At 69.4% G+C, this 16,895-nt stretch carries 17 protein-coding genes and 1 pseudogene; 9 read left to right on the forward strand and 9 right to left on the reverse strand.

What is annotated here, in order from left to right:
* Positions 1 to 36: 36 nt before the first annotated feature.
* Positions 37 to 1,449 carry an FAD-dependent oxidoreductase gene (locus NR810_RS50845; RefSeq protein ID WP_257463404.1) on the forward strand — a complete coding sequence of 471 codons (1,413 nt, stop codon included), beginning with the start codon at positions 37 to 39 and terminating at the stop codon, positions 1,447 to 1,449.
* Positions 1,450 to 1,814: 365 nt separating this feature from the next.
* Positions 1,815 to 2,018 carry a cold-shock protein gene (locus NR810_RS50850; RefSeq protein WP_204220033.1) on the forward strand — a complete coding sequence of 68 codons (204 nt, stop codon included), beginning with the start codon at positions 1,815 to 1,817 and terminating at the stop codon, positions 2,016 to 2,018.
* 77 nt (positions 2,019 to 2,095) lie between these two features.
* Here NR810_RS50850 and NR810_RS50855 read toward each other — a convergent pair whose 3' ends face one another.
* A complete protein-coding gene (locus NR810_RS50855; protein ID WP_257463405.1) occupies positions 2,096 to 3,292 on the reverse strand; it encodes a trans-sulfuration enzyme family protein in 1,197 nt (398 codons plus the stop codon).
* Positions 3,293 to 3,341: 49 nt separating this feature from the next.
* On the opposite strand from NR810_RS50855, the gene NR810_RS50860 reads away from it, so the two are divergent.
* Positions 3,342 to 3,926, forward strand: a complete 585-nt coding sequence (locus NR810_RS50860; protein ID WP_257463406.1) for an Lrp/AsnC family transcriptional regulator — start codon at positions 3,342 to 3,344, stop codon at positions 3,924 to 3,926.
* Here the strand turns inward: NR810_RS50860 and holA are convergent.
* The 4 genes from holA to NR810_RS50880 all read right to left on the reverse strand — a co-directional run bounded on the left by holA (position 3,886) and on the right by NR810_RS50880 (position 8,020).
* The gene (gene holA, locus NR810_RS50865; protein ID WP_257463407.1) at positions 3,886 to 5,202 is read right to left on the reverse strand and encodes a DNA polymerase III subunit delta; all 1,317 of its coding nucleotides are present in this window, start codon (positions 5,200 to 5,202) and stop codon (positions 3,886 to 3,888) included. The two genes, NR810_RS50860 and holA, sit on opposite strands and share 41 nt — an antisense overlap.
* The gene (gene holB / locus NR810_RS50870; RefSeq protein WP_257463408.1) at positions 5,199 to 6,227 is read right to left on the reverse strand and encodes a DNA polymerase III subunit delta'; all 1,029 of its coding nucleotides are present in this window, start codon (positions 6,225 to 6,227) and stop codon (positions 5,199 to 5,201) included. The genes holA and holB overlap by 4 nt, the downstream gene beginning before the upstream one ends.
* Before the next feature lie 154 nt (positions 6,228 to 6,381).
* A complete protein-coding gene (locus tag NR810_RS50875) occupies positions 6,382 to 7,332 on the reverse strand; it encodes a TIGR02757 family protein (protein WP_257463409.1) in 951 nt (316 codons plus the stop codon).
* Between the two features lie 109 nt (positions 7,333 to 7,441).
* Complete coding sequence (locus NR810_RS50880; protein ID WP_257463410.1) at positions 7,442 to 8,020, reverse strand: phosphoglycerate mutase family protein; 579 nt, start codon at positions 8,018 to 8,020, stop codon at positions 7,442 to 7,444.
* 169 nt (positions 8,021 to 8,189) lie between these two features.
* Between NR810_RS50880 and NR810_RS50885 the strand changes: the two genes are divergently transcribed.
* Entirely contained in the window at positions 8,190 to 9,701 is a 1,512-nt protein-coding gene (locus NR810_RS50885) for an MEDS domain-containing protein (RefSeq protein ID WP_257463411.1), read from the forward strand.
* A gap of 93 nt (positions 9,702 to 9,794) precedes the next feature.
* On the opposite strand, the gene NR810_RS50890 is transcribed toward NR810_RS50885, so the two are convergent.
* Genes NR810_RS50890 through NR810_RS50900 form a run of 3 tightly spaced genes read right to left on the reverse strand, consistent with a single transcriptional unit; the run spans position 9,795 to position 10,788 of the window.
* The gene (locus NR810_RS50890) at positions 9,795 to 10,262 is read right to left on the reverse strand and encodes a MogA/MoaB family molybdenum cofactor biosynthesis protein (RefSeq protein WP_257463412.1); all 468 of its coding nucleotides are present in this window, start codon (positions 10,260 to 10,262) and stop codon (positions 9,795 to 9,797) included.
* 23 nt (positions 10,263 to 10,285) lie between these two features.
* Positions 10,286 to 10,426: a hypothetical protein gene (locus NR810_RS50895; protein ID WP_257463413.1), complete on the reverse strand. Its 141-nt coding sequence runs from the start codon at positions 10,424 to 10,426 to the stop codon at positions 10,286 to 10,288.
* Positions 10,427 to 10,467: 41 nt separating this feature from the next.
* Positions 10,468 to 10,788 (reverse strand): Rieske (2Fe-2S) protein, encoded by a 321-nt coding sequence (locus NR810_RS50900; RefSeq protein WP_257463414.1) that lies wholly within the window; start codon positions 10,786 to 10,788, stop codon positions 10,468 to 10,470.
* A gap of 111 nt (positions 10,789 to 10,899) precedes the next feature.
* On the opposite strand from NR810_RS50900, the gene polX reads away from it, so the two are divergent.
* Genes polX through mrtX form a run of 3 tightly spaced genes read left to right on the forward strand, consistent with a single transcriptional unit; the run spans position 10,900 to position 13,998 of the window.
* The gene (polX, locus tag NR810_RS50905; RefSeq protein WP_257463415.1) at positions 10,900 to 12,642 is read left to right on the forward strand and encodes a DNA polymerase/3'-5' exonuclease PolX; all 1,743 of its coding nucleotides are present in this window, start codon (positions 10,900 to 10,902) and stop codon (positions 12,640 to 12,642) included.
* 34 nt (positions 12,643 to 12,676) lie between these two features.
* Positions 12,677 to 13,273: an MXAN_2756 family trypsin-like serine endoprotease gene (locus tag NR810_RS50910; RefSeq protein WP_257463416.1), complete on the forward strand. Its 597-nt coding sequence runs from the start codon at positions 12,677 to 12,679 to the stop codon at positions 13,271 to 13,273.
* A complete protein-coding gene (gene mrtX / locus NR810_RS50915) occupies positions 13,270 to 13,998 on the forward strand; it encodes a myxosortase MrtX (protein ID WP_257463417.1) in 729 nt (242 codons plus the stop codon). The genes NR810_RS50910 and mrtX overlap by 4 nt, the downstream gene beginning before the upstream one ends.
* A gap of 4 nt (positions 13,999 to 14,002) precedes the next feature.
* On the opposite strand, the gene NR810_RS50920 is transcribed toward mrtX, so the two are convergent.
* Positions 14,003 to 14,833, reverse strand: coding sequence for a class II glutamine amidotransferase (locus tag NR810_RS50920; protein WP_257463418.1), 831 nt, complete (start codon positions 14,831 to 14,833; stop codon positions 14,003 to 14,005).
* Positions 14,834 to 15,047: 214 nt separating this feature from the next.
* Here NR810_RS50920 and dnaK point away from each other — a divergent pair, with 214 nt between their 5' ends.
* Both dnaK and NR810_RS50930 read left to right on the forward strand, forming a co-directional pair.
* A complete protein-coding gene (gene dnaK / locus NR810_RS50925; RefSeq protein WP_257463419.1) occupies positions 15,048 to 16,667 on the forward strand; it encodes a molecular chaperone DnaK in 1,620 nt (539 codons plus the stop codon).
* Between the two features lie 9 nt (positions 16,668 to 16,676).
* Positions 16,677 to 16,895: pseudogene (locus NR810_RS50930) on the forward strand (hypothetical protein); the annotation flags it as partial.

A 16,895-nucleotide genomic window follows, 5' to 3' on the forward strand; every position in this document is an offset into this window, starting at 1 on the left:
GGGACGCGTCCACACTCCGACGCGGGGGAGTTCATCATGAGCAGCAGTGCACGCAGGTACAGGCATGCCGTGGTCATCGGCGGCAGCATGGCGGGTCTGGTGAACGCCCGGGTGCTGGCGGATCACTTCGAGAAGGTGACGGTGCTCGACCGGGACGAGCGGCCCGAAGGTCCGGAGCCGCGCAAGGGCGTTCCGCAGGGTCGGCACCTCCACGTACTGCTGGAGGCTGGCAAGCGCGTACTGGACGGACTCTTCCCCGGCCTCATCCGGGAGATGCAGCGGGAGGAGGGCATCAAGGTCGTCGACCCGTGCAGCGATGCCGTCTGGCAGCACTTCGGGGTGTGGAAGGCACGAGCCGACAGCGGCATCGAGATGGTGCTGTGCACCCGGCCCCTCCTGGAGTGGAACGTCTTCCAGCGGGTGAAGGCCCTGCCGAACGTGGAGCTCCGGGAGGGCGTCACCGTCGAGGAGCTGCTCACGGATACCGCGAGGGAATGCGTCACCGGCGTGAAGGTGAAGGGGCCGGGCGGCGAGGAGACGCTGGAAGCGGACCTGGTGGTGGACGCGAGCGGCCGGGGCACGCGGGCCCCGAGGTGGCTGGAGGATCTGGGCTACGGCAGGCCGGAGGAGGAGAAGGTCGGCATCGATCTGGCCTACGCGAGCCGGCTCTACAAGCGGCCGAAGGGCTTCCGGGACGAGTGGAAGCTGCTGGTGCAGTACCCGCGCTCGCCGGAAGGATGGCGGGCGGGCCTCATCTCGACCGTGGAGAACGATCGATGGATCGTCAGCGTGAACGGGTACTTCGGAGACCACCCGCCCACGGATGACGCGGGGTTCCTGGAGTTCGCCCGCTCTCTGCCAAGGCCGGGCCTCTACGACTACCTCCAGGAGGCCGAGCCGCTGACGGCGCCCGTCACGCACAAGGTTCCGACGAGCCGGTGGCTGCACTACGAGCGGCTGCCGCGCTTCCCCGAGCGGTTCGTCGTCACGGGCGACGCGGTGTGCGCCTACAACCCGATCTTCGGCCAGGGGATGACGATCGCCACCCTGGAGGCGAAGCTGCTGGGGGAGTGCCTCACGGAGCAGGAGCGGCGCACGCCGGGAGAGCTGCGCGGGCTGGCGGAACAGTTCCGCCAGAAGGTGCCGGGGCTCGTCTTCACCCCCTGGTTCATGACCTCCACCATGGACAAGCACTACCCGCAGACCACGGGGGAGCGGTCGCCCGGCCTCGGGGCGCTGCAATGGTTCTTCGGCCGGCTGCTCGAACAGACCTCGGTGGACACGGAGGTCTACCACCGGTTCCTGCGGGTGCTGCACATGCGCGAGGGCATGGAGGCGATGCTGAAGCCGGGGATGGCGATATCGATGCTCGCCTACGCGGTGAAGAGCCTGTTCGTCCCCCTCCCCCAGCGGGCCAACGTGGACCGGATGCCGACACCCCGGGCATAGGGGCGTGCGGGCCCGTCGTCAGGAATATCCGGGCCCTTTCGTCCCTGATTTCAGCTGCCCGGCAGGGGATGCCGAACACGCACTGGTAATCGCCTGAAAAGCGACGCGGTTCAACTCCGCCCATGGCCTGGAAAGGTCACCCAAAAAACGGCTTCTCCACTCGGGCAGCACCTTTTCCCACCCAGGAATGGGGGGTCGGTTCCACGGGTTGGATCCTCAACCCGCGGACACGGGGTCCCTTTTTCTGAGGGCCCCCCCTAGGCATCCGCCAGGAAATGTGTCACACGGCAATGGCCGCACTCCCGTTGGGATCGGCATCCGGCTGAACTCATGAAGCCGGACAAGAAAGAAGACGAGTAGAGTAAATGGCAATCGGTACCGTGAAGTGGTTCAACGACGCGAAGGGCTTCGGTTTCATCACGCAGGACGGCGGGGGCGAGGACCTCTTCTGCCACCACACTGCGATCCAGACCGAGGGCTTCCGCAGCCTGCAGGAAGGCCAGCGGGTTGAGTTCGATGTCGCCCGTGGCCCCAAGGGCCTGCAGGCGCAGAACGTTCGCCCGGTCTGACGCGCCCGCGCGTCTGAACCTGCATCAACACGGCTCAGCCTCTTCGTGAGGCTGGGCCTTTTTTCTTTTCCCGCTCCCTACCCTACCAGGCGCTCGAGCGACCGCGAGGCGTCGAGGGCGCGCTGGAGGTCGGCCCAGAGGTCCTCGGGGTTCTCCAGGCCCACGCTGACGCGGAGCATCCCCTCGGAGATGCCGCTGGACTCACGGGCCCGCGCGTCCACCACGCGGTGCGTGAGGCTCGCGGGGTGCTGGATGAGCGTGTCCACCGAGCCGAGACTCACCGCCGGGGTGAGCAGCTCCAGCCGCTCCATGACCCGGGCCGCCGCGCGCCCGCCACCGGCCAGTTCGAAGGAGATCAGACACCCCGGCCCCCGCATCTGCCGGCCGATGAGCCCCTCGGGGTCGCCCCCGGCGAGTCCCGGGTACCAGGTGCGGGACACGGCGGGATGCGAGGCCAGACGTTCCGCGAGGAACTGGGCCCCCCGCTGCGCCTCCCGGACGCGGATGGGGAGCGTCGCGAGGCCGCGGTGCAGCATGTAGCCCGCCTCGGGGTGGAGCACCCCGCCCGTGGCGATGCGCACCTGGCGCAGCCGCGCCGCCCAGGCCGCGTTCGTGGCCACCACTCCGCCCATGACGTCACCGTGCCCGCCGAGGAACTTGGTCGCGCTGTGCAGCACCATGGCGGCGCCGTGCGCAAGCGGGTTCTGGAGGACGGGCGTGGCGAAGGTGGAGTCCACCAGCACCGGGACATTGCCGGCCTGGGCCACCACCCGCGCGATGTCGATGAGCGCCAACGTGGGGTTGGCCGGGGTCTCGAGGACGACGAGCGCCGTGTCCGGACGCAGGGCCTGGGCGATATGGTGGGGATGCGTCCAGGTGACCTCCAGCCCCAGGAGGCCGCTGTCCAGCAGGTGGTCCGTGCCGCCGTAGACGGGACGGCAGGCCACCACGTGCTTGCCGCCCTGGCGCGCCGCGAGCAGCACCGCCGTCAACGCGGCCATGCCCGAGCCGAAGGCCACCGCCTCCTCGGCCCCCTCCAGCGCGGCGAGAGCCTTTTCGAAGCGCACCACGGTGGGGTTGTGCAGCCGGGCGTAGATGGGGTTGTCACGCAGGGGACCGCCCTGGGCGAGGGCGTCGAAGCACTCGCCGATGCCTCCGAGACTGCCCACGGGATAGGTCGTGGAGAGATCGATCGGCGGCGCATGGACGCCGAGGGAAGTCAGATCCTCACGGCCGGAGTGGACCGCACGCGTTTCGAAGCCGAGCTGCTTCATCCGAATTTCCTCCCGCGAACAGGGTGGAAACAGGAATACGCTTCCGCGCGTGGAAGAGACATCGAATAGGCTGCGGAAGACTCCGGCGGATGCGGGGCTGGACCGAATCGACTTCGCCATCCTGGAGGCCTTGCAGAAGAATGCTCGGCTCTCGAACAAGGAGCTGGCCGCCGAGGTGGGGCTCGCGCAGTCGAGCTGCCTGGCGCGGGTGGCCCGGCTCCGGGAGACGGGCGTGCTCAAGTCGTTCCACGCCGAGGTGGACGCACGAGCGGTGGGGATTGGCCTCCAGGCGATGATCGCCGTGCGGCTCCGGCAGCACTCCCGGGAGCTGGTGGAGGAGTTCCGCCGCCACGCGCTCTCGCTGCCCCAGGTGCTGGCCGTCTATCACGTGGCCGGGGCGAACGACTTCCTGCTGCACGTGGCGGTGCGGGACGCGGACCACCTGAGGGACCTGGGCATGGACGCCTTCACCACCCGGCCCGAGGTGGCCCACATGGAGACCTCGCTCATCTTCGAATACGTCCGCAGCCCCGGGATGCCCCTCTACGGGCCGGCGGAAGCCCAACGGGCCCCGGCGAAGAAACCCGAGGCCGTCAAGCGCTCCCGCAAACCGTCCAGAGCAGGCGCTCGATGACGAGCTTGCCGCTCGCGGAGGACTTGAGCGACAGGTCCGCCTCGGCGCACGCCACCAGCGCGTCGAGCAGCTCGCGCCGCTTGTAGCGCGCCGCGCCCTGCATCGCGAGGAAGGCGGCGTACGGGTGAGGGGCCTTGCCCTTCGCCGCCTTGGCCTCCTCCTCCACCCGGGGGAACACGCGCGCCTTGAAGTCCGGGAACGAGCGCGGCACCGAGCCGCCCGCGTACTTCTCCAGCCGCTCGTGGTTCTCCAGCATGCCGCGCGTGATGGAGGCCACCGCGCCCAGCAACTGCAACCCGTGCACGCCCTGCCCCATCGCGTCCATCGTGTAGTCCAGCGCCGCCTTGAAGTCGCGGTTCTGCAGCGCCTCGGACAGCTCGAAGAACTCCTCCTCGCGCGTGTGCGCCACCAGCAGCGCCACGTCCGAGGACTCGATGGTGTTGCCTTCGGCGTACGTCGCCAGCTTCTCCAGCTCGGACTGCAACAGCCGCACGTTGCCGCCGATGCGCTCCTTGAGCTGCGCCGCCGCGCCCTTGCCCAGCTTCTTCTTGAAGGGCCGCAGGAACTCCTCGGCGAGCGGCTCTATCTCCAGGTCCTTGTGGCGCGCCGCCACCTTGCGCTCGACCACCCGCCCCTTGTCCGCCGCGAGCTTCACCAGCGGGTTCTTCGCATCCACCTCCGAGGCCGCCATCACCAGCGCATGCCCCGGCGGGACGCCCTTCTGGAACAGGTCCAACAGCGCGCTCGTGTCACCCTCGGGCGCGGTGATGCGCTCCTCGCGGCAGAACGCGGCCACCTCCTTGAGGAAGACCAGGTCCGCCTCGGCGAGGTCGACGTTCAGCTCCTCCTTCCACTGCTCCACCGACGGGGCCCCGCGCGTGCCCGGATCCAACTGGTCCGCGCCCCACCCCGCGCGCGCCGCCAGCGCCAGCAGCCGCCGCGCGCCCTCCTTGCGCTTGCCCGCCTTCCACGCCTCGCGCGCCTTGCCCAGCGCGTCGCCCCTCCCCTTCTTCGGCGCGAGGAACTCCGGGTCCCTCACCAGCACCACCTTGCGCCCGGGGAAGAGGGGCAGCGTGGCCAGCTCCTGCGCCACCTCGCGCGGGGAGCCCGCGTCCAGCACCGCGAAGTTCAACCCCGCCGACGCATCCGGCAACAGCGTCTTCACCAGCTCGTCCGCGCCCCGGCGCACCAGGTACTCCTCGCCCCACAGCAGGTAGAGCGGCTGCACCTTGCCGGCCTTCGCCTCGTCCAGCACGTCTTCGATGTCCGCGCTCATCGCCCCTCCAGCAGCTCGATGAGCATCCGCTCGAGCTGAAGCCTCGGCGCCCCATTGCGCTCCACGATGATGGCCTTCGTCTTCTCCAGCAGCGCGTGCCGCCGGTGCAGCGTGGCCTCGTGCGTGCGCGCCGCCACCTCGCGCGCCAGCGTCTCCAGGTCCCTGTTGGCCAGACGCTCCACACCCGCCCCCGCCAGCGCCACGTCCCGCGTCCAGAGGGACAGGATGGAGAGCGCCTGCTCGGCCAGCTCACGCGTGGCGCCGAACGTCTCGGCCCAGCGCAGCAGGGCACCCAGGTCGCCGGGCTTGAGCGCCTCGAAGCCGCTGATGACCTCCTTGCGTGCCGCGAGTGCGTCGAGGTCCAACGCCATCGCGCGGCCCAGACTGCCGCCCGCCATCACCGCCGCGAGCTCGGCCGTCTGCGGCTCCAACTTGCGCTCCTTCTGGAGACGCTGGGAGATGAGCTCCACAGGCAGCGGGCCGAAGTAGACCTTGCTACACCGGCTGCGAATGGTGGGCAGCAACTTGTCCGGGGCCGAGGCCAGGAGGATGAGCGTGGTGTCGGAGGGGGGCTCCTCGAGGGTCTTGAGGAACGCGTTCTGCGCCTGCTGGTTCAAGGTGTGCGCATCCACCACGATGGCGACCTTGCGCTTGGACTCGAGCCCGCGAAGGGAGATGCGCTCGAGCAGGCCGCGGATCTGCTCCACGCGGATCTCCCGGCTAGGAGTCCCACTGAAGTCCGAGCGGCCCGCGAGCCCGCGCTCGACACGCTCGGCATCCGGCATGAGCCAGGTGACATCAGGGTGGGAGCCCTTGGCGATGCGAGAACACCCGTCACAGGAACCACACCCCTCGTTGGGCTTGTCCGGGCAGGTGAGCGCCTGTGCGAGACCGATGGCGGCGAGCTCCTTGCCGACGCCCTCGGGCCCGGCGAAGAGGTAGGCATGGTGCACCGAGCCGCTGCGAAGCGCGGCCTGGAGCGCATCGATGGCGCGAGGCTGTCCGACGACCGAGGCCAGGGTCATGGGGCGTGTATCCCCGCTCGGGCCGCACCCGTCAACCACTCAGGGGGTAGCCCATCCCTCTCCCGCCGGGAGAGGGTCGGGGTGAGGGTACCCCGCCTCCCAGGTTGACCCCGTGTATGCCCCCTCTCCCTCTGGGAGAGGGCTGGGGTGAGGGTCATCCCGTTCGCCCCCGGGTTCCCTTCATGCCACTCCGGGCCCGTGCGGTCTTCTGTCCCACGGAGCAGGCCGGTAACAACTTGCACCGTGAGCAATTCTCGGGAACGGGCTGAGTAGGACACACGCCGCTCATGCCGTAGTGACACAGGGCGAAGTCGAAGCGGACGGGGTCCTCGGGATCGAGCGCGCGAAGCGAAGCGGTGACCTCCTCGGCGGTGCGCCAGCTCAGGTCGTTGCGCCGGGTCAGCCCCAGGTGCTTCGAGATGCGCCCGATGTGCGTATCCAGGGGGATGAGCAGCGCCGAGGGACGCACGGTCTTCCAGACACCCAGGTCCACACCATCCGGCCCACGCACCATCCACCGGAGGAAGAGATTGAGGCGCTTGGCCGCGCCGGGCCCGAGGGGCGAGGGCAACAGGTGATGTAGCCCGCGCTCGGGCCCGAGCGACTCGCGCAAGGGCGCCATGGGCACATCCCGAAGGGCCGAGGTGAAGGCATCCAGCGCCCCATGCCAGGAGCCACGGGCCTCGAGACCCCGGACGAAGAGCGCCTCCAGGCCGCCGTGCTCGCGCAGGGCGCGCCCCATGCCCAACAACAGCACCGCCACATCCGTCCCCACGTTGAAGCGGTAGACGAAGCCCTCGAGCAATTCACGGGCACGGGGCACATCCAACGCACGAACGAACGCCGCCGGGGACGGGCCCATGCGCTGGAGCAGCGCGTCCACCTTGGGCCGGAAGAGATCCGCGCGCCCGTACGCCAGCGCCGCCGCCAGCAGCGCACTCACCTCGATGTCCCTCGGGTCGCGATAGCGGTGCGGGAACTCGAGCGGATCGAAGGCGATGCGCGCCCGGCTGTCGGTCGATGCCAGGAAGGCATCCAGGCACGGGCGCAAGCGCTCGGCATCTCTGGGGCTCAGCCCTGTATGTTCTCGCTTTGACCGGGGCATGGTTCAGGAGACTCCGTAGCCTGGAGGAACCGGTTCCGCCACGGACTTCATCCCCGAGGAGTGTCCGGAGGACAGAACCTCAGGGGTAGACACCCGCCCTGGACCTGTCTCAGGGAATGGCGGAGGGCGCACCGTACCGCGACAGGATGAGCCGGGCCGGACCCGACGGAGGAATCACGACCACCATGAGACGGTCGTACTCGGCATCGGGGATGGGCTGGATGCGAAGCCCGGCCAGCGCTTCCATGAGCGAGGGGAGCGTGTTGCTGTGCTCCACCACCAGGACGGTCTTTCCCTGATGCTGGGAGAGGATCTCCCGAGCCACCTCCGCGGCGTGCGCCTGCGCACCCATGCGAATCTCCCGCACGGTCACGGGGACTCCCAACTGGTCCGCGAGCGGCTGAGCCGTGTCACGCGTCCGGCGGTACTGCGTGGCGTAGATGGCGCTCACGCCCGCGCCGCCGGCGACCTGGAGCAGCGCCTGCGCTCGCTGCTGGCCAGCCGGAGTGAGCGCCGGATCATCCCCACCCTCCGCGGCCTTCTCCGCGTGCCGGACCAGCAGCACGACGGTGGACGCGCTCGGCGGAGGAGAGGGCTCGACCCGCGAGCCCGTGGAGTGAGCGCCGGAGCAGGCGGCCAGCGGCAGGAGGCACGCCAGAAGCAGGAGACGGGGAGTAGTGGTGCGCATGCGAGGACTCCTGGGAAGCAGGGTGGACGCGCCGAGGATATCCGGGCCTTCTTCCGGCCGTTGCGCAACCGTACGGCCTGAGAAGCGAGCATGCGTTGCCGCCCGCGGGCGCCATGCGCATGTGATGGAGTGGACGGCCGGCAGGCCCCTTCTCCACTCCGAGGGCCTCATGCACGAAAGCCCCCCGCTGGCTTCCTCTTCAACGCACTCGCTCCTGGAGGAAGCAGGGGTGGCGGTGGGACCGACCCCCCAACAACTCTCCCTGTTGGGGCCGGGCGATCACCTCTGCCTCATCTACGAACGGTTCGAGGAGGAGGTGGCGGCGCTGGCGCCCTACTTGCGGATGGGGCTCGAGCAGGGTCAGCGCTGCATCTACGCACTGGATGAGCACCTCGCGGACGAGGTGGCCGCGGTGCTGGAGGCGCACGGAGTGGACGTGGAGGGCGAGCGGGCACGCAAGGCCCTCATCTTCCTCACCCAACGCGACGCCTTCCTTCAATGGGGGGAGTTCATCCCGGAGCGGATGATCGACTTCCTCCACCACCTGGAAGAGCAGGCGCTGGCGGAGGGCTTCACGGGGCTGCGCACCTCCGGAGAGATGACGTGGACGCTGGGCTCGAAACGGGGCTGCGAGAGCCTCATCCGCTACGAGTCGCAGCTCAACCGCTACTACATGACCAGCAACCACTCGCTGACCATCTGCCAGTACCACCGGAGCCGATTCCGGCCGGAGGTCATCCGCGACGTGATGCGAACCCACCCGCGAGTCCTCATCGGCGACGAGGTGTTCGACAACCTCTATTACGAGACACCCGAGATGGTGTTGGGGGAGGAGTCGGCGGCCCGGCGGGTGGAGTGGATGATGGGGCAGCTCAAACGGATGAGGGCCACCGAGCGCACGCTGGTGAAGCTGGGAACGCAGGTGGAGAAACAGGCGGTGGAGAACGCGCGGTTGTACGAGGAGGCGCGCGAGGCGGTGCGGGTCCGGGACGATTTCCTCTCGGTGGCCTCACACGAGCTGAAGACGCCGCTGACGCCGCTCCACTTGCGGTTGCAGGCGTTGCGGCGCGAGGCGGAGACGAATGCCGTCGAGTTCTTTCCCCGCGAGCGCGTGGTGCGCTTCGTGGAAGGCGCCGAGCAGCAGCTGCGCAAGCTGACCTCGCTGGTGGACGACCTGCTGGACGTGTCGCGCCTGGTGGCGGGCAAGCTGCTCCTGAACTGGCAGGAGGTGGACCTGGCCGAGGTGGCGCGGGAGGTGGTGGCCCGCTTCGCGCAACAGAGCGAGAAGGTGGGCTGCGAGGTGAAGGTGGCGGCCGGGACCCCGGTGATGGGGCGGTGGGATCGGCTGCGATTGGAGCAGGTGATGACGAACCTGCTGTCCAATGCGCTGAAGTATGGCGCGGGCCGGCCGGTTCACGTGCGAGTCGAGGCAGGGCTCGAGTGGGCGGTTTTGGAGGTGCGGGACGAGGGCATCGGCATCGCGCCCGAGCACCTGACACGCATCTTCGGCAAGTTCGAGCGGGCCGTCTCGGGGCGCCATTACGGCGGGCTGGGCCTGGGGCTCTACATCACGAACCAGTTGGTGGAGGCGATGGGCGGCCACATCCAGGTGGAGAGCCAGCCAGGGCGGGGCTCCACGTTCCGCGTGGAGCTGCCGCGCCGGCCCGCGCACACCGCGTGATTCAACCCGCGTTCACCCGATACCCTCACCCCGTCCCTCTCCCAGGGGGAGAGGGGATGGGTGCTCCGTGGAGGATCGGGTGTTTATCTTGGGTCAGCGCGTGAGCTCGCGCACCGCGTGGCCCAGCTCCGGCAGGATGAGCTTGCGCAGCCCCAGCTTCACCGCCTTCGGCGAGCCCGGCAGCGCGAAGAGGATCATCCCCTGGTACGTGCCGGCCGTCGCCCTCGACATCATCGCCGCGCTGCCGATCTCCTCGAACGACAGCATCCGGAACAGCTCTCCGAAGCCGGGCAGGGTCTTCTCGAACAGCCCCTGCAGCGTCTCCACCGTGCTGTCCCGGCGGCTGATCCCCGTCCCGCCATTGAAGATCACCGCCCTCGCCCCCGCCTCCTGCGCCTCCTTCAGCATCGCGCGGATGGCCTCGGGCTCGTCCTTGATGACCTTGTAGCCGCTCACCGAGTGCCCCTCGGCCTCCAGCAGCTCGCGCAGCACCCGCCCGCTCTCGTCCGTCGACGCGTCCCGGCTGTCCGAGCACGTCACCACGAACGCACTCACGTGCACCGGCGCATGCGCCTTGTGCTCCCCTACCGTGCCCGACCCGTGCTCGTGCCCGTGGTGGTGCTCATGGCCGTGCTCGTGCCCGTGGTCATGGTGGCGATGACCGTGGTCATGGCCGTGCCCGTGATGGTGGTGGTGCCCGTGGTCATGACCGTGCTCGTGGTCATGGTCGTCGTGATCGTGTCCCTCGTGTGCCATCCCGCTCCTCCTACAGGTCCTTCTCGGGCAGCTCGACGACCAGCTCCCCGTCCGCGTCGACCTCGAGCTCCACCGTGGGCTGGTCGTCGCACACGCCCGGCGAGGTCTCGTTCTTGCCCGTGTCCATGTCGAAGCCAACCTCGTGGCAGGGGCAGACGACCATGTTCCCCTCCAGACGGCCACCGGATAGCAGGCAGCCCGCGTGGTTGCACCAGTCATCGAGCCCCTTGTAGCGCCCGTTGATCCTGGCCACGCACAGGCTGCGCTTGCCCACCTCGTAACCCCGCATCTCCTTTTCGGCGAAGTCCGCCGGTCCGAGCTTGATCTTCATCGGTTGCGTCTCTCGTTGTTTCCTTGGCGTCACTACCCGGGCGTCCTTGTAGCGTGAAACTCGCGTTTCCGCTCGCCTGCACCCTCGTTCCATGGGCATTAACTTCCCCCCGTGACACTCGCCGACAAAGCCACCGTGGTCCAGGTCCTCCGGGACATCTCCCTCCTCCTCCAGATGAAGGGGGAGAACCCCTTCCGCAGCCGCGCTTACGACACGGCGGCCGACCGCATCGCCGGCCTCTCCGAGGATCTCGGCGCCCTCGTCCGCGACGGCCGCCTGAAGGAATTGCCGGGAATCGGCCAGGCGATCGCCGACAAGGTCTCCGAGCTGCTCACCACCGGCAAGCTCGCTTACCTCGACACGCTGCGCGCCGAGTTCCCCCCGGGTGTCCTGGAGCTCGTCCAGGTGCCCGACCTGGGTCCGAAGAAGGCCCTGGTCCTCGCCCGCCAGCTGGGGGTGGACGGCGTGGAGGCGCTGGAGAAGGCGTGCCGCGAGGGCCGCGTGCGCCAGCTCTCGGGCTTCGGAGAGAAGAGCGAGGCGAAGATCCTCGCCGGCATCGAGCTGTACCGGCGGACCCGGACGCCCCGGCGGCTGCTCGGGGAGGTGCTGCCCGTGGCGGAGCAACTGCTCGAGTCCATCAAGGCCGCCCCCGGTGTCATCCGCGCGAGCGTCGGAGGCAGCCTGCGCCGGCGGGCCGAGACCGTCGGGGACGTGGACCTCATCGCCTCCGCGCCGGATGCGGGCGCGGTGTTCGATGCCTTCTCCCGCTCGCCCGTGGTGGCCCATGTCATCGGCCGTGGCGAGAGCAAGTGCTCGGTGCGGCTGCACGAGAAGGATCTCCAGGTGGATCTGCGCGTCCTCCCGGACGAGGACTTCGCCACCGCCCTGCACCACTTCACCGGCTCCAAGGCGCACCACGTGCGGCTGCGCGGGCTCGCCCATGAGCGCGGGCTGAAGATCTCCGAGTGGGGCGTCCACCGCGACGACGGCACCAAGGTGCCCGTGCCCGACGAGGCCGCGCTCTACCGGCTGCTCGGCATGCAGTACATCCCTCCCGAGCTGCGTGAGGACACCGGGGAGATCGAAGCCGCGCTCGCGGGCCGGCTGCCCGAGGACCTGGTCACGCTGGAGGACATCCAGGGTGCCGTGCACGCGCACAGCACCTGGTCCGATGGGAAGAACTCGCTGGAGGAGATGGCTCGGGCGGCCCAGGCGCTCGGCCTGAAGTTCCTCACCGTCACCGAGCACAGCCAGGCGGCCATCTACGCCGGGGGCCTCAAGGAGGACGACCTGCGCCGCCAGTGGGACGAGATCGACCGCGTCAACGACACCGTCAAGGGCGTCCGGCTCCTCAAGGGCATCGAGGTGGACATCCTGGAGAGCGGCGCGCTCGATTATTCGGACGGCGTCCTCGAGCGGCTCGAGGTGGTCATCGGCTCCATCCACGTGCGCCACTCCATGGACGAGGAGCAGATGACGCAGCGGCTGCTGAAGGCCTTCGACAACCCGCACCTGCACATCCTCGGGCACCCCACCGGACGCCTCATCCAGAACCGCGAGCCCTACCCCGTGCGCATGGAGGCGGTGCTCGACAAGGCCGCCGAGCGCGGCGTGGTGGTGGAGGTCAACGGCAAGCCGGAGCGGTTGGACCTGAAGACGGAGCACGTGCGCCAGGCGCTCCAACGCGGAGTGAAGCTGGTGGTGAGCGCCGACGCGCACAAGGCCGCGGACCTGCGCAACCTCGCCTTCGCCGTGGCCACCGCGCGCCGGGGCTGGGCTCGCAAGGGCGACATCCTCAACACCCTCCCCGCCGAACAGTTCATCTCCACCCTCCGGAAGCTGCGCGCCGCCTGACGCGAGCCGGTACCGGTGCTAGGCTCGCCGCGCCTTGCCCCGCCTCCTGCTCGCCCTCTTCCTCGTCCTGCTCGCCACCGGTGCCTCCGCCGAGGATCGCCCCTCCCGCGCCGATCTGCAGAAGGCGCTCGGCCTGTACGAGCGCTCCGTGGTGCGGGTGCGAGGGCCTCGCGAGGCCGGCCCCGGCATCATCGTGGGCACCGAGGGGCAGGTGCTCACCTCCGTACGCCACGTCAGCCTGGAGGCCGCCCAGGTGGAGTACGACGGGCGGACGCTGCCGGCCACGGTGGTGCTCGCCAACGGGTACCTGAAGGTGGCCGTCGTCGCCGCCCCGGCCGGTGAGTACCCCGCCGCTCCCGTGCGGGTGTCCACCGGGAGCCCCGTCGGCCAGTGGCTCATCGGCATCCTCCCGGGACGGGGCAAGCAGAAGGAGCGGCCGGCCTCGGCCGTGGCGCGAAAGGCTCCCGCGCCCTTCTTCGACGTGGACCTGGCACTCCCGCCGGGCAGCCCGATCTTCGACGCCAATGGCCGGCTGGTGGCGGTCTCCGTGCAGCGCCGGGGACGCGGTTGCCGGGCGCTGCCGCTGGACGTCGTCAAACAGCAGCTCGCCACGAAGGTGGCCGCGCCGTGAGCACCGCCTCCGCGTCCGCTCCCTGGCGTCCCAACGCCGTACAGGAGGCGGTGGGCCTCTGGGCCCTGGGCTTCCTGGGCATCATCGTCGCCTTCCTCCTCTTCGGCGGCTCCGGCATCCCCAAGCTGGTGGCCACCGTCGGCTTCCTCTACCTGCCGCTCATCCCCATGCGCTGGCGCGGAGAGGACTACCGCGACTACGGGCTCAGCCCGCGCACCTGGCGCCAGGACGTGCGCCTCTTCCTGGGCATGAGCCTGGTGGTGTTCCCCCTCTTCTTCGGGGCCTTCGCCCTCTGGACGCAGGTGATACTGCCGAACCTGCCCGCGGAGCTGGCGCGCATGGTGGCCCCCTTCCGGGGCCCGGCGCACTTCACCCCGCGGCTCCCGCCCCGCTTCGGCGAGTGGGTGGTGGATCAGCTCTTCGTGGTGGCCCTGCCGGAGGAGTTCTTCTACCGGGGCTACATGCAGGCCCGCCTGCGCGACGCGTGGCCCCAGGGCCGGCGCTTCCTGGGCGTCCGGCTGGGTCCGGCCTTCTGGCTCACGGCGGTGCTCTTCGCGCTCGGCCACCTCGCCATCTTCCAGGTGTGGCGCCTGTCCGTCTTCTTCCCCGCCCTGCTCTTCGGCTGGATGCGCGAGCGCACCGGCAGCGTGGTGGGCGCCGCCCTCTTCCACGCCGCCGCCAACCTCTTCGTGCGCTTCCTCGAGGTGTCCTTCTTCGGGGTGTGAGGGACTACGGCGTGAGGTGCCGCACCTGGAGGTCCGAGCCCACCACCAGCGTGGTGCCCTCGGCCAGCTCCACCCAACCCGCCGGGCGGGTCAGGTGCGTGGCCACCACCACCGAGCGCCTGCGCCGGTGCGCCACCACCCCGGGCTGCGTCTCGGGCGAGCTGGGCGTGATGCCGCACACCTCGCAGCGGTCCGTCCCCTCCAGGCGCGTGTAGAACAGCGGCTGGGCGCCCACCCGGGTGGCCGCCAGGATGTAGCCGTTGGTGGCCAGCAGATTCACCGTGGAGACGCGCGCGGCCCCCGCCTTCACCGAGGCCTTCGCCAGCGCCTGGGCCGTGTCCGCCAGCAGCCGGCCCGCTACCTCGGCACCCAACCTCGGGTCATCCGCGTGCCCCGTGGCCCACAGCCGCTCGAGGAAGAGCGCGAAGGCCACCTCGCTGTCCGTCTCTCCACGGATCTGCCGCTGGAGGAAGTCCGGCACGCGGGCCAGCAGCCCCGCGCGGATGCTGGGGAAGTCCTGGATGCTGCCCTGGTGGGCGAACAGCCAGCGCCGCGAGCGGAAGGGCTGCGTGTTCTCCTCCAGGGAGAGCCCCACGGGCAGGCGCCGCGCGTGGAAGAGCAGCACCTCGGACTCATGCCGGGGCGCGAGCGAATCCAGGCTCAGGTTCGCGTCCCCGGGGAAGCGCCTCAACAGGACGTCGTCCTGGGCGTAGGCTCCAATGCCCGCGGCATTCGAGCGTCCCTCCCCCTGGAGAGCCACCTGCCCTTCCAGCCGATGCAGCTCGCACCGCATCAAGTTCGGGTCGGACGTCAAGACGGCCAGGGCGACGGACATGCGGATGAACCCCCTTGTTCAATCCATAGATAATGACGGCCCCCAGCCCCCTCAAGCCAGTTCCCGGCCCGCCGGAAGTCACTCCAACCCCTTGAAACGACTGGGGTTTACACATACGGAACGTTTGACAGCCCGGATGCGAGGTGCCTAACATCCCGGCGCCTCCTGGAGGGTCCTGTATTGGACGGCCCTCCCCTGGCTCACCGGAGAAGGAATGTCGGACGACATCGCGATCGGCATCGACCTGGGCACGTCCACCTCGTGCGTATCCGTGGTGCACGAAGGTCAGCCGTTCGTCATCCCCAACGAGTGGGGCGAAACGACCCATGCCTCGTGCGTGTCCTTCCTCGAGGACGGCTCGGTGCTGGTGGGCAACGCGGCCAAGCGCAACATCATCACCAACGCCGAGTCCACGGTGTACTCGGCCAAGCGGCTCATCGGCCGCTACTTCTTCTCCGACGAGGTGAAGAAGGCGCAGGCGGTGATGCCGTACCGCATCGTCGAGGGCGACAACAACTCGGTGCGCATCGCCGTGCGGGGCCAGACGTACTCGCTGCCGGAGATTTCCGCGCTCGTCCTCAAGGAGATGAAGGCCATCGCGGAGACGTACCTGGGCCGCGAGGTGCACAAGGCCGTCATCACCGTGCCGGCCTACTTCAACGACAACCAGCGACAGGCCACCAAGGACGCGGGCCGCATCGCCGGGCTGGAGGTGCTGCGCATCCTCAACGAGCCCACCGCGGCGGCGCTGGCCTACGGCTTCGGCCGCGACGTCAACCAGCGCGTGGTGGTGTACGACCTGGGCGGCGGTACCTTCGACGTCTCCATCCTGGAGATCGGCAAGGACGTCTTCGAGGTGCTCTCCACCGCGGGTGACACGTACCTGGGCGGCGACGACTTCGACGACCGCATCATGACGTGGCTGGCCGACGACTTCCTCAAGCGCACGCGGCTGGACCTGCGGCAGAACAAGTTCTGCCTGCAGATGCTCAAGGACGCGGCCGAGCGGGCGAAGATCGACGTGGGCGGCCACGGCGTGGCGGACATCAACTGCCAGGGCATCTGCCAGGACGCCAGCGGCCAGGTGCTGGACCTGGCGGCGCGGCTCACGCAGGACCAGTTCAACCGGATGGTGATGGACCTGGTGCAGCGCACCTTCAAGGTGTGCGACGAGGCCCTTCAGTCCGCGCGCATGACGGCGGCGGACATCGACGCGGTCATCCTGGTGGGTGGCCCCACGCGCCTGCCCATCATCCGCAACTCGGTGCGCCACTACTTCCAGAAGGAGCCCAAGGAAGGCATCAACCCGGATCAGGTGGTCGCCATGGGCGCGGCGCTCCAGGCCAACGCGCTGCAGGACTCCGCCACCGAGACCTTCCTGGTGGACGTGACGCCGCTGTCGCTGCGCATCGGCACGGTGGGTGGCTACACCGAGAAGATCATCGAGAAGAACACCCCGGTGCCCATCGACCGCTCGAAGACCTTCACCACCAGCCGCGACGGCCAGGAGAAGGTGAAGATCCGCGTGTACCAGGGTGAGTCCAACCGCGCCGACGAGTGCGAGATGCTGGGCGAGTTCGAGTTCTCGGGCTTCCGCATCGGCTACCGGGGCGAGGTGAAGATCGACGTGACGTTCGAGATCAACACCGACGGCATGGTGAACGTGTCGGCGATGGACCAGGAGACGGGGCAGAAGACGTCCACCACCCTCACCATGTCCTCGGGCATGACGGAGGCGGACATCCAGCGCTCCATCCAGGCCAACAAGCAGACGCAGCTCGCGGGGCACGGCAACAACGACCTGCCCGCCGTCGCCAGTGGGAGACGGAGATAGGCCCGCACGATGTCCCAGCCTCCCCAGAACGGTGCCGGTAAGCCCCCCGCTCCACCCGTAACGTCCCAGCCCGCCACGCCGGGCTCCCGGGCCACTCCGGCGGCCGCCTCGCCCGCCGTGCCCCAGGCCCGCCCGCCCGTGTCCGGGGCCGCGCCGGCCGCCGCCCCCGCGCGGCCGTCGATGCCCGGCACCGCCGCTCAGCCCCCGGCGCGCCCGTCCGTGCCCGGC

The sequence above is a fragment of the Archangium lipolyticum genome (genome assembly GCF_024623785.1).
GTDB lineage: Bacteria > Myxococcota > Myxococcia > Myxococcales > Myxococcaceae > Archangium > Archangium lipolyticum.

What these genes read in the sequence shown, in the direction of transcription:
- NR810_RS50895 (WP_257463413.1), bottom strand. Translation starts at nt 10,426, where the DNA reads ATGACCACGAGCACGGTCATGACCACGGGCACCACCACCATCACGGGC.
- NR810_RS50920 (WP_257463418.1), bottom strand. Translation starts at nt 14,833, where the DNA reads ATGTCCGTCGCCCTGGCCGTCTTGACGTCCGACCCGAACTTGATGCGG.
- holA (WP_257463407.1), bottom strand. Translation starts at nt 5,202, where the DNA reads ATGAGCGCGGACATCGAAGACGTGCTGGACGAGGCGAAGGCCGGCAAG.
- NR810_RS50875 (WP_257463409.1), bottom strand. Translation starts at nt 7,332, where the DNA reads ATGCCCCGGTCAAAGCGAGAACATACAGGGCTGAGCCCCAGAGATGCC.
- holB (WP_257463408.1), bottom strand. Translation starts at nt 6,227, where the DNA reads ATGACCCTGGCCTCGGTCGTCGGACAGCCTCGCGCCATCGATGCGCTC.
- NR810_RS50850 (WP_204220033.1), top strand. Translation starts at nt 1,815, where the DNA reads ATGGCAATCGGTACCGTGAAGTGGTTCAACGACGCGAAGGGCTTCGGT.
- dnaK (WP_257463419.1), top strand. Translation starts at nt 15,048, where the DNA reads ATGTCGGACGACATCGCGATCGGCATCGACCTGGGCACGTCCACCTCG.
- NR810_RS50885 (WP_257463411.1), top strand. Translation starts at nt 8,190, where the DNA reads ATGCACGAAAGCCCCCCGCTGGCTTCCTCTTCAACGCACTCGCTCCTG.
- NR810_RS50845 (WP_257463404.1), top strand. Translation starts at nt 37, where the DNA reads ATGAGCAGCAGTGCACGCAGGTACAGGCATGCCGTGGTCATCGGCGGC.
- NR810_RS50880 (WP_257463410.1), bottom strand. Translation starts at nt 8,020, where the DNA reads ATGCGCACCACTACTCCCCGTCTCCTGCTTCTGGCGTGCCTCCTGCCG.
- NR810_RS50900 (WP_257463414.1), bottom strand. Translation starts at nt 10,788, where the DNA reads ATGAAGATCAAGCTCGGACCGGCGGACTTCGCCGAAAAGGAGATGCGG.
- NR810_RS50855 (WP_257463405.1), bottom strand. Translation starts at nt 3,292, where the DNA reads ATGAAGCAGCTCGGCTTCGAAACGCGTGCGGTCCACTCCGGCCGTGAG.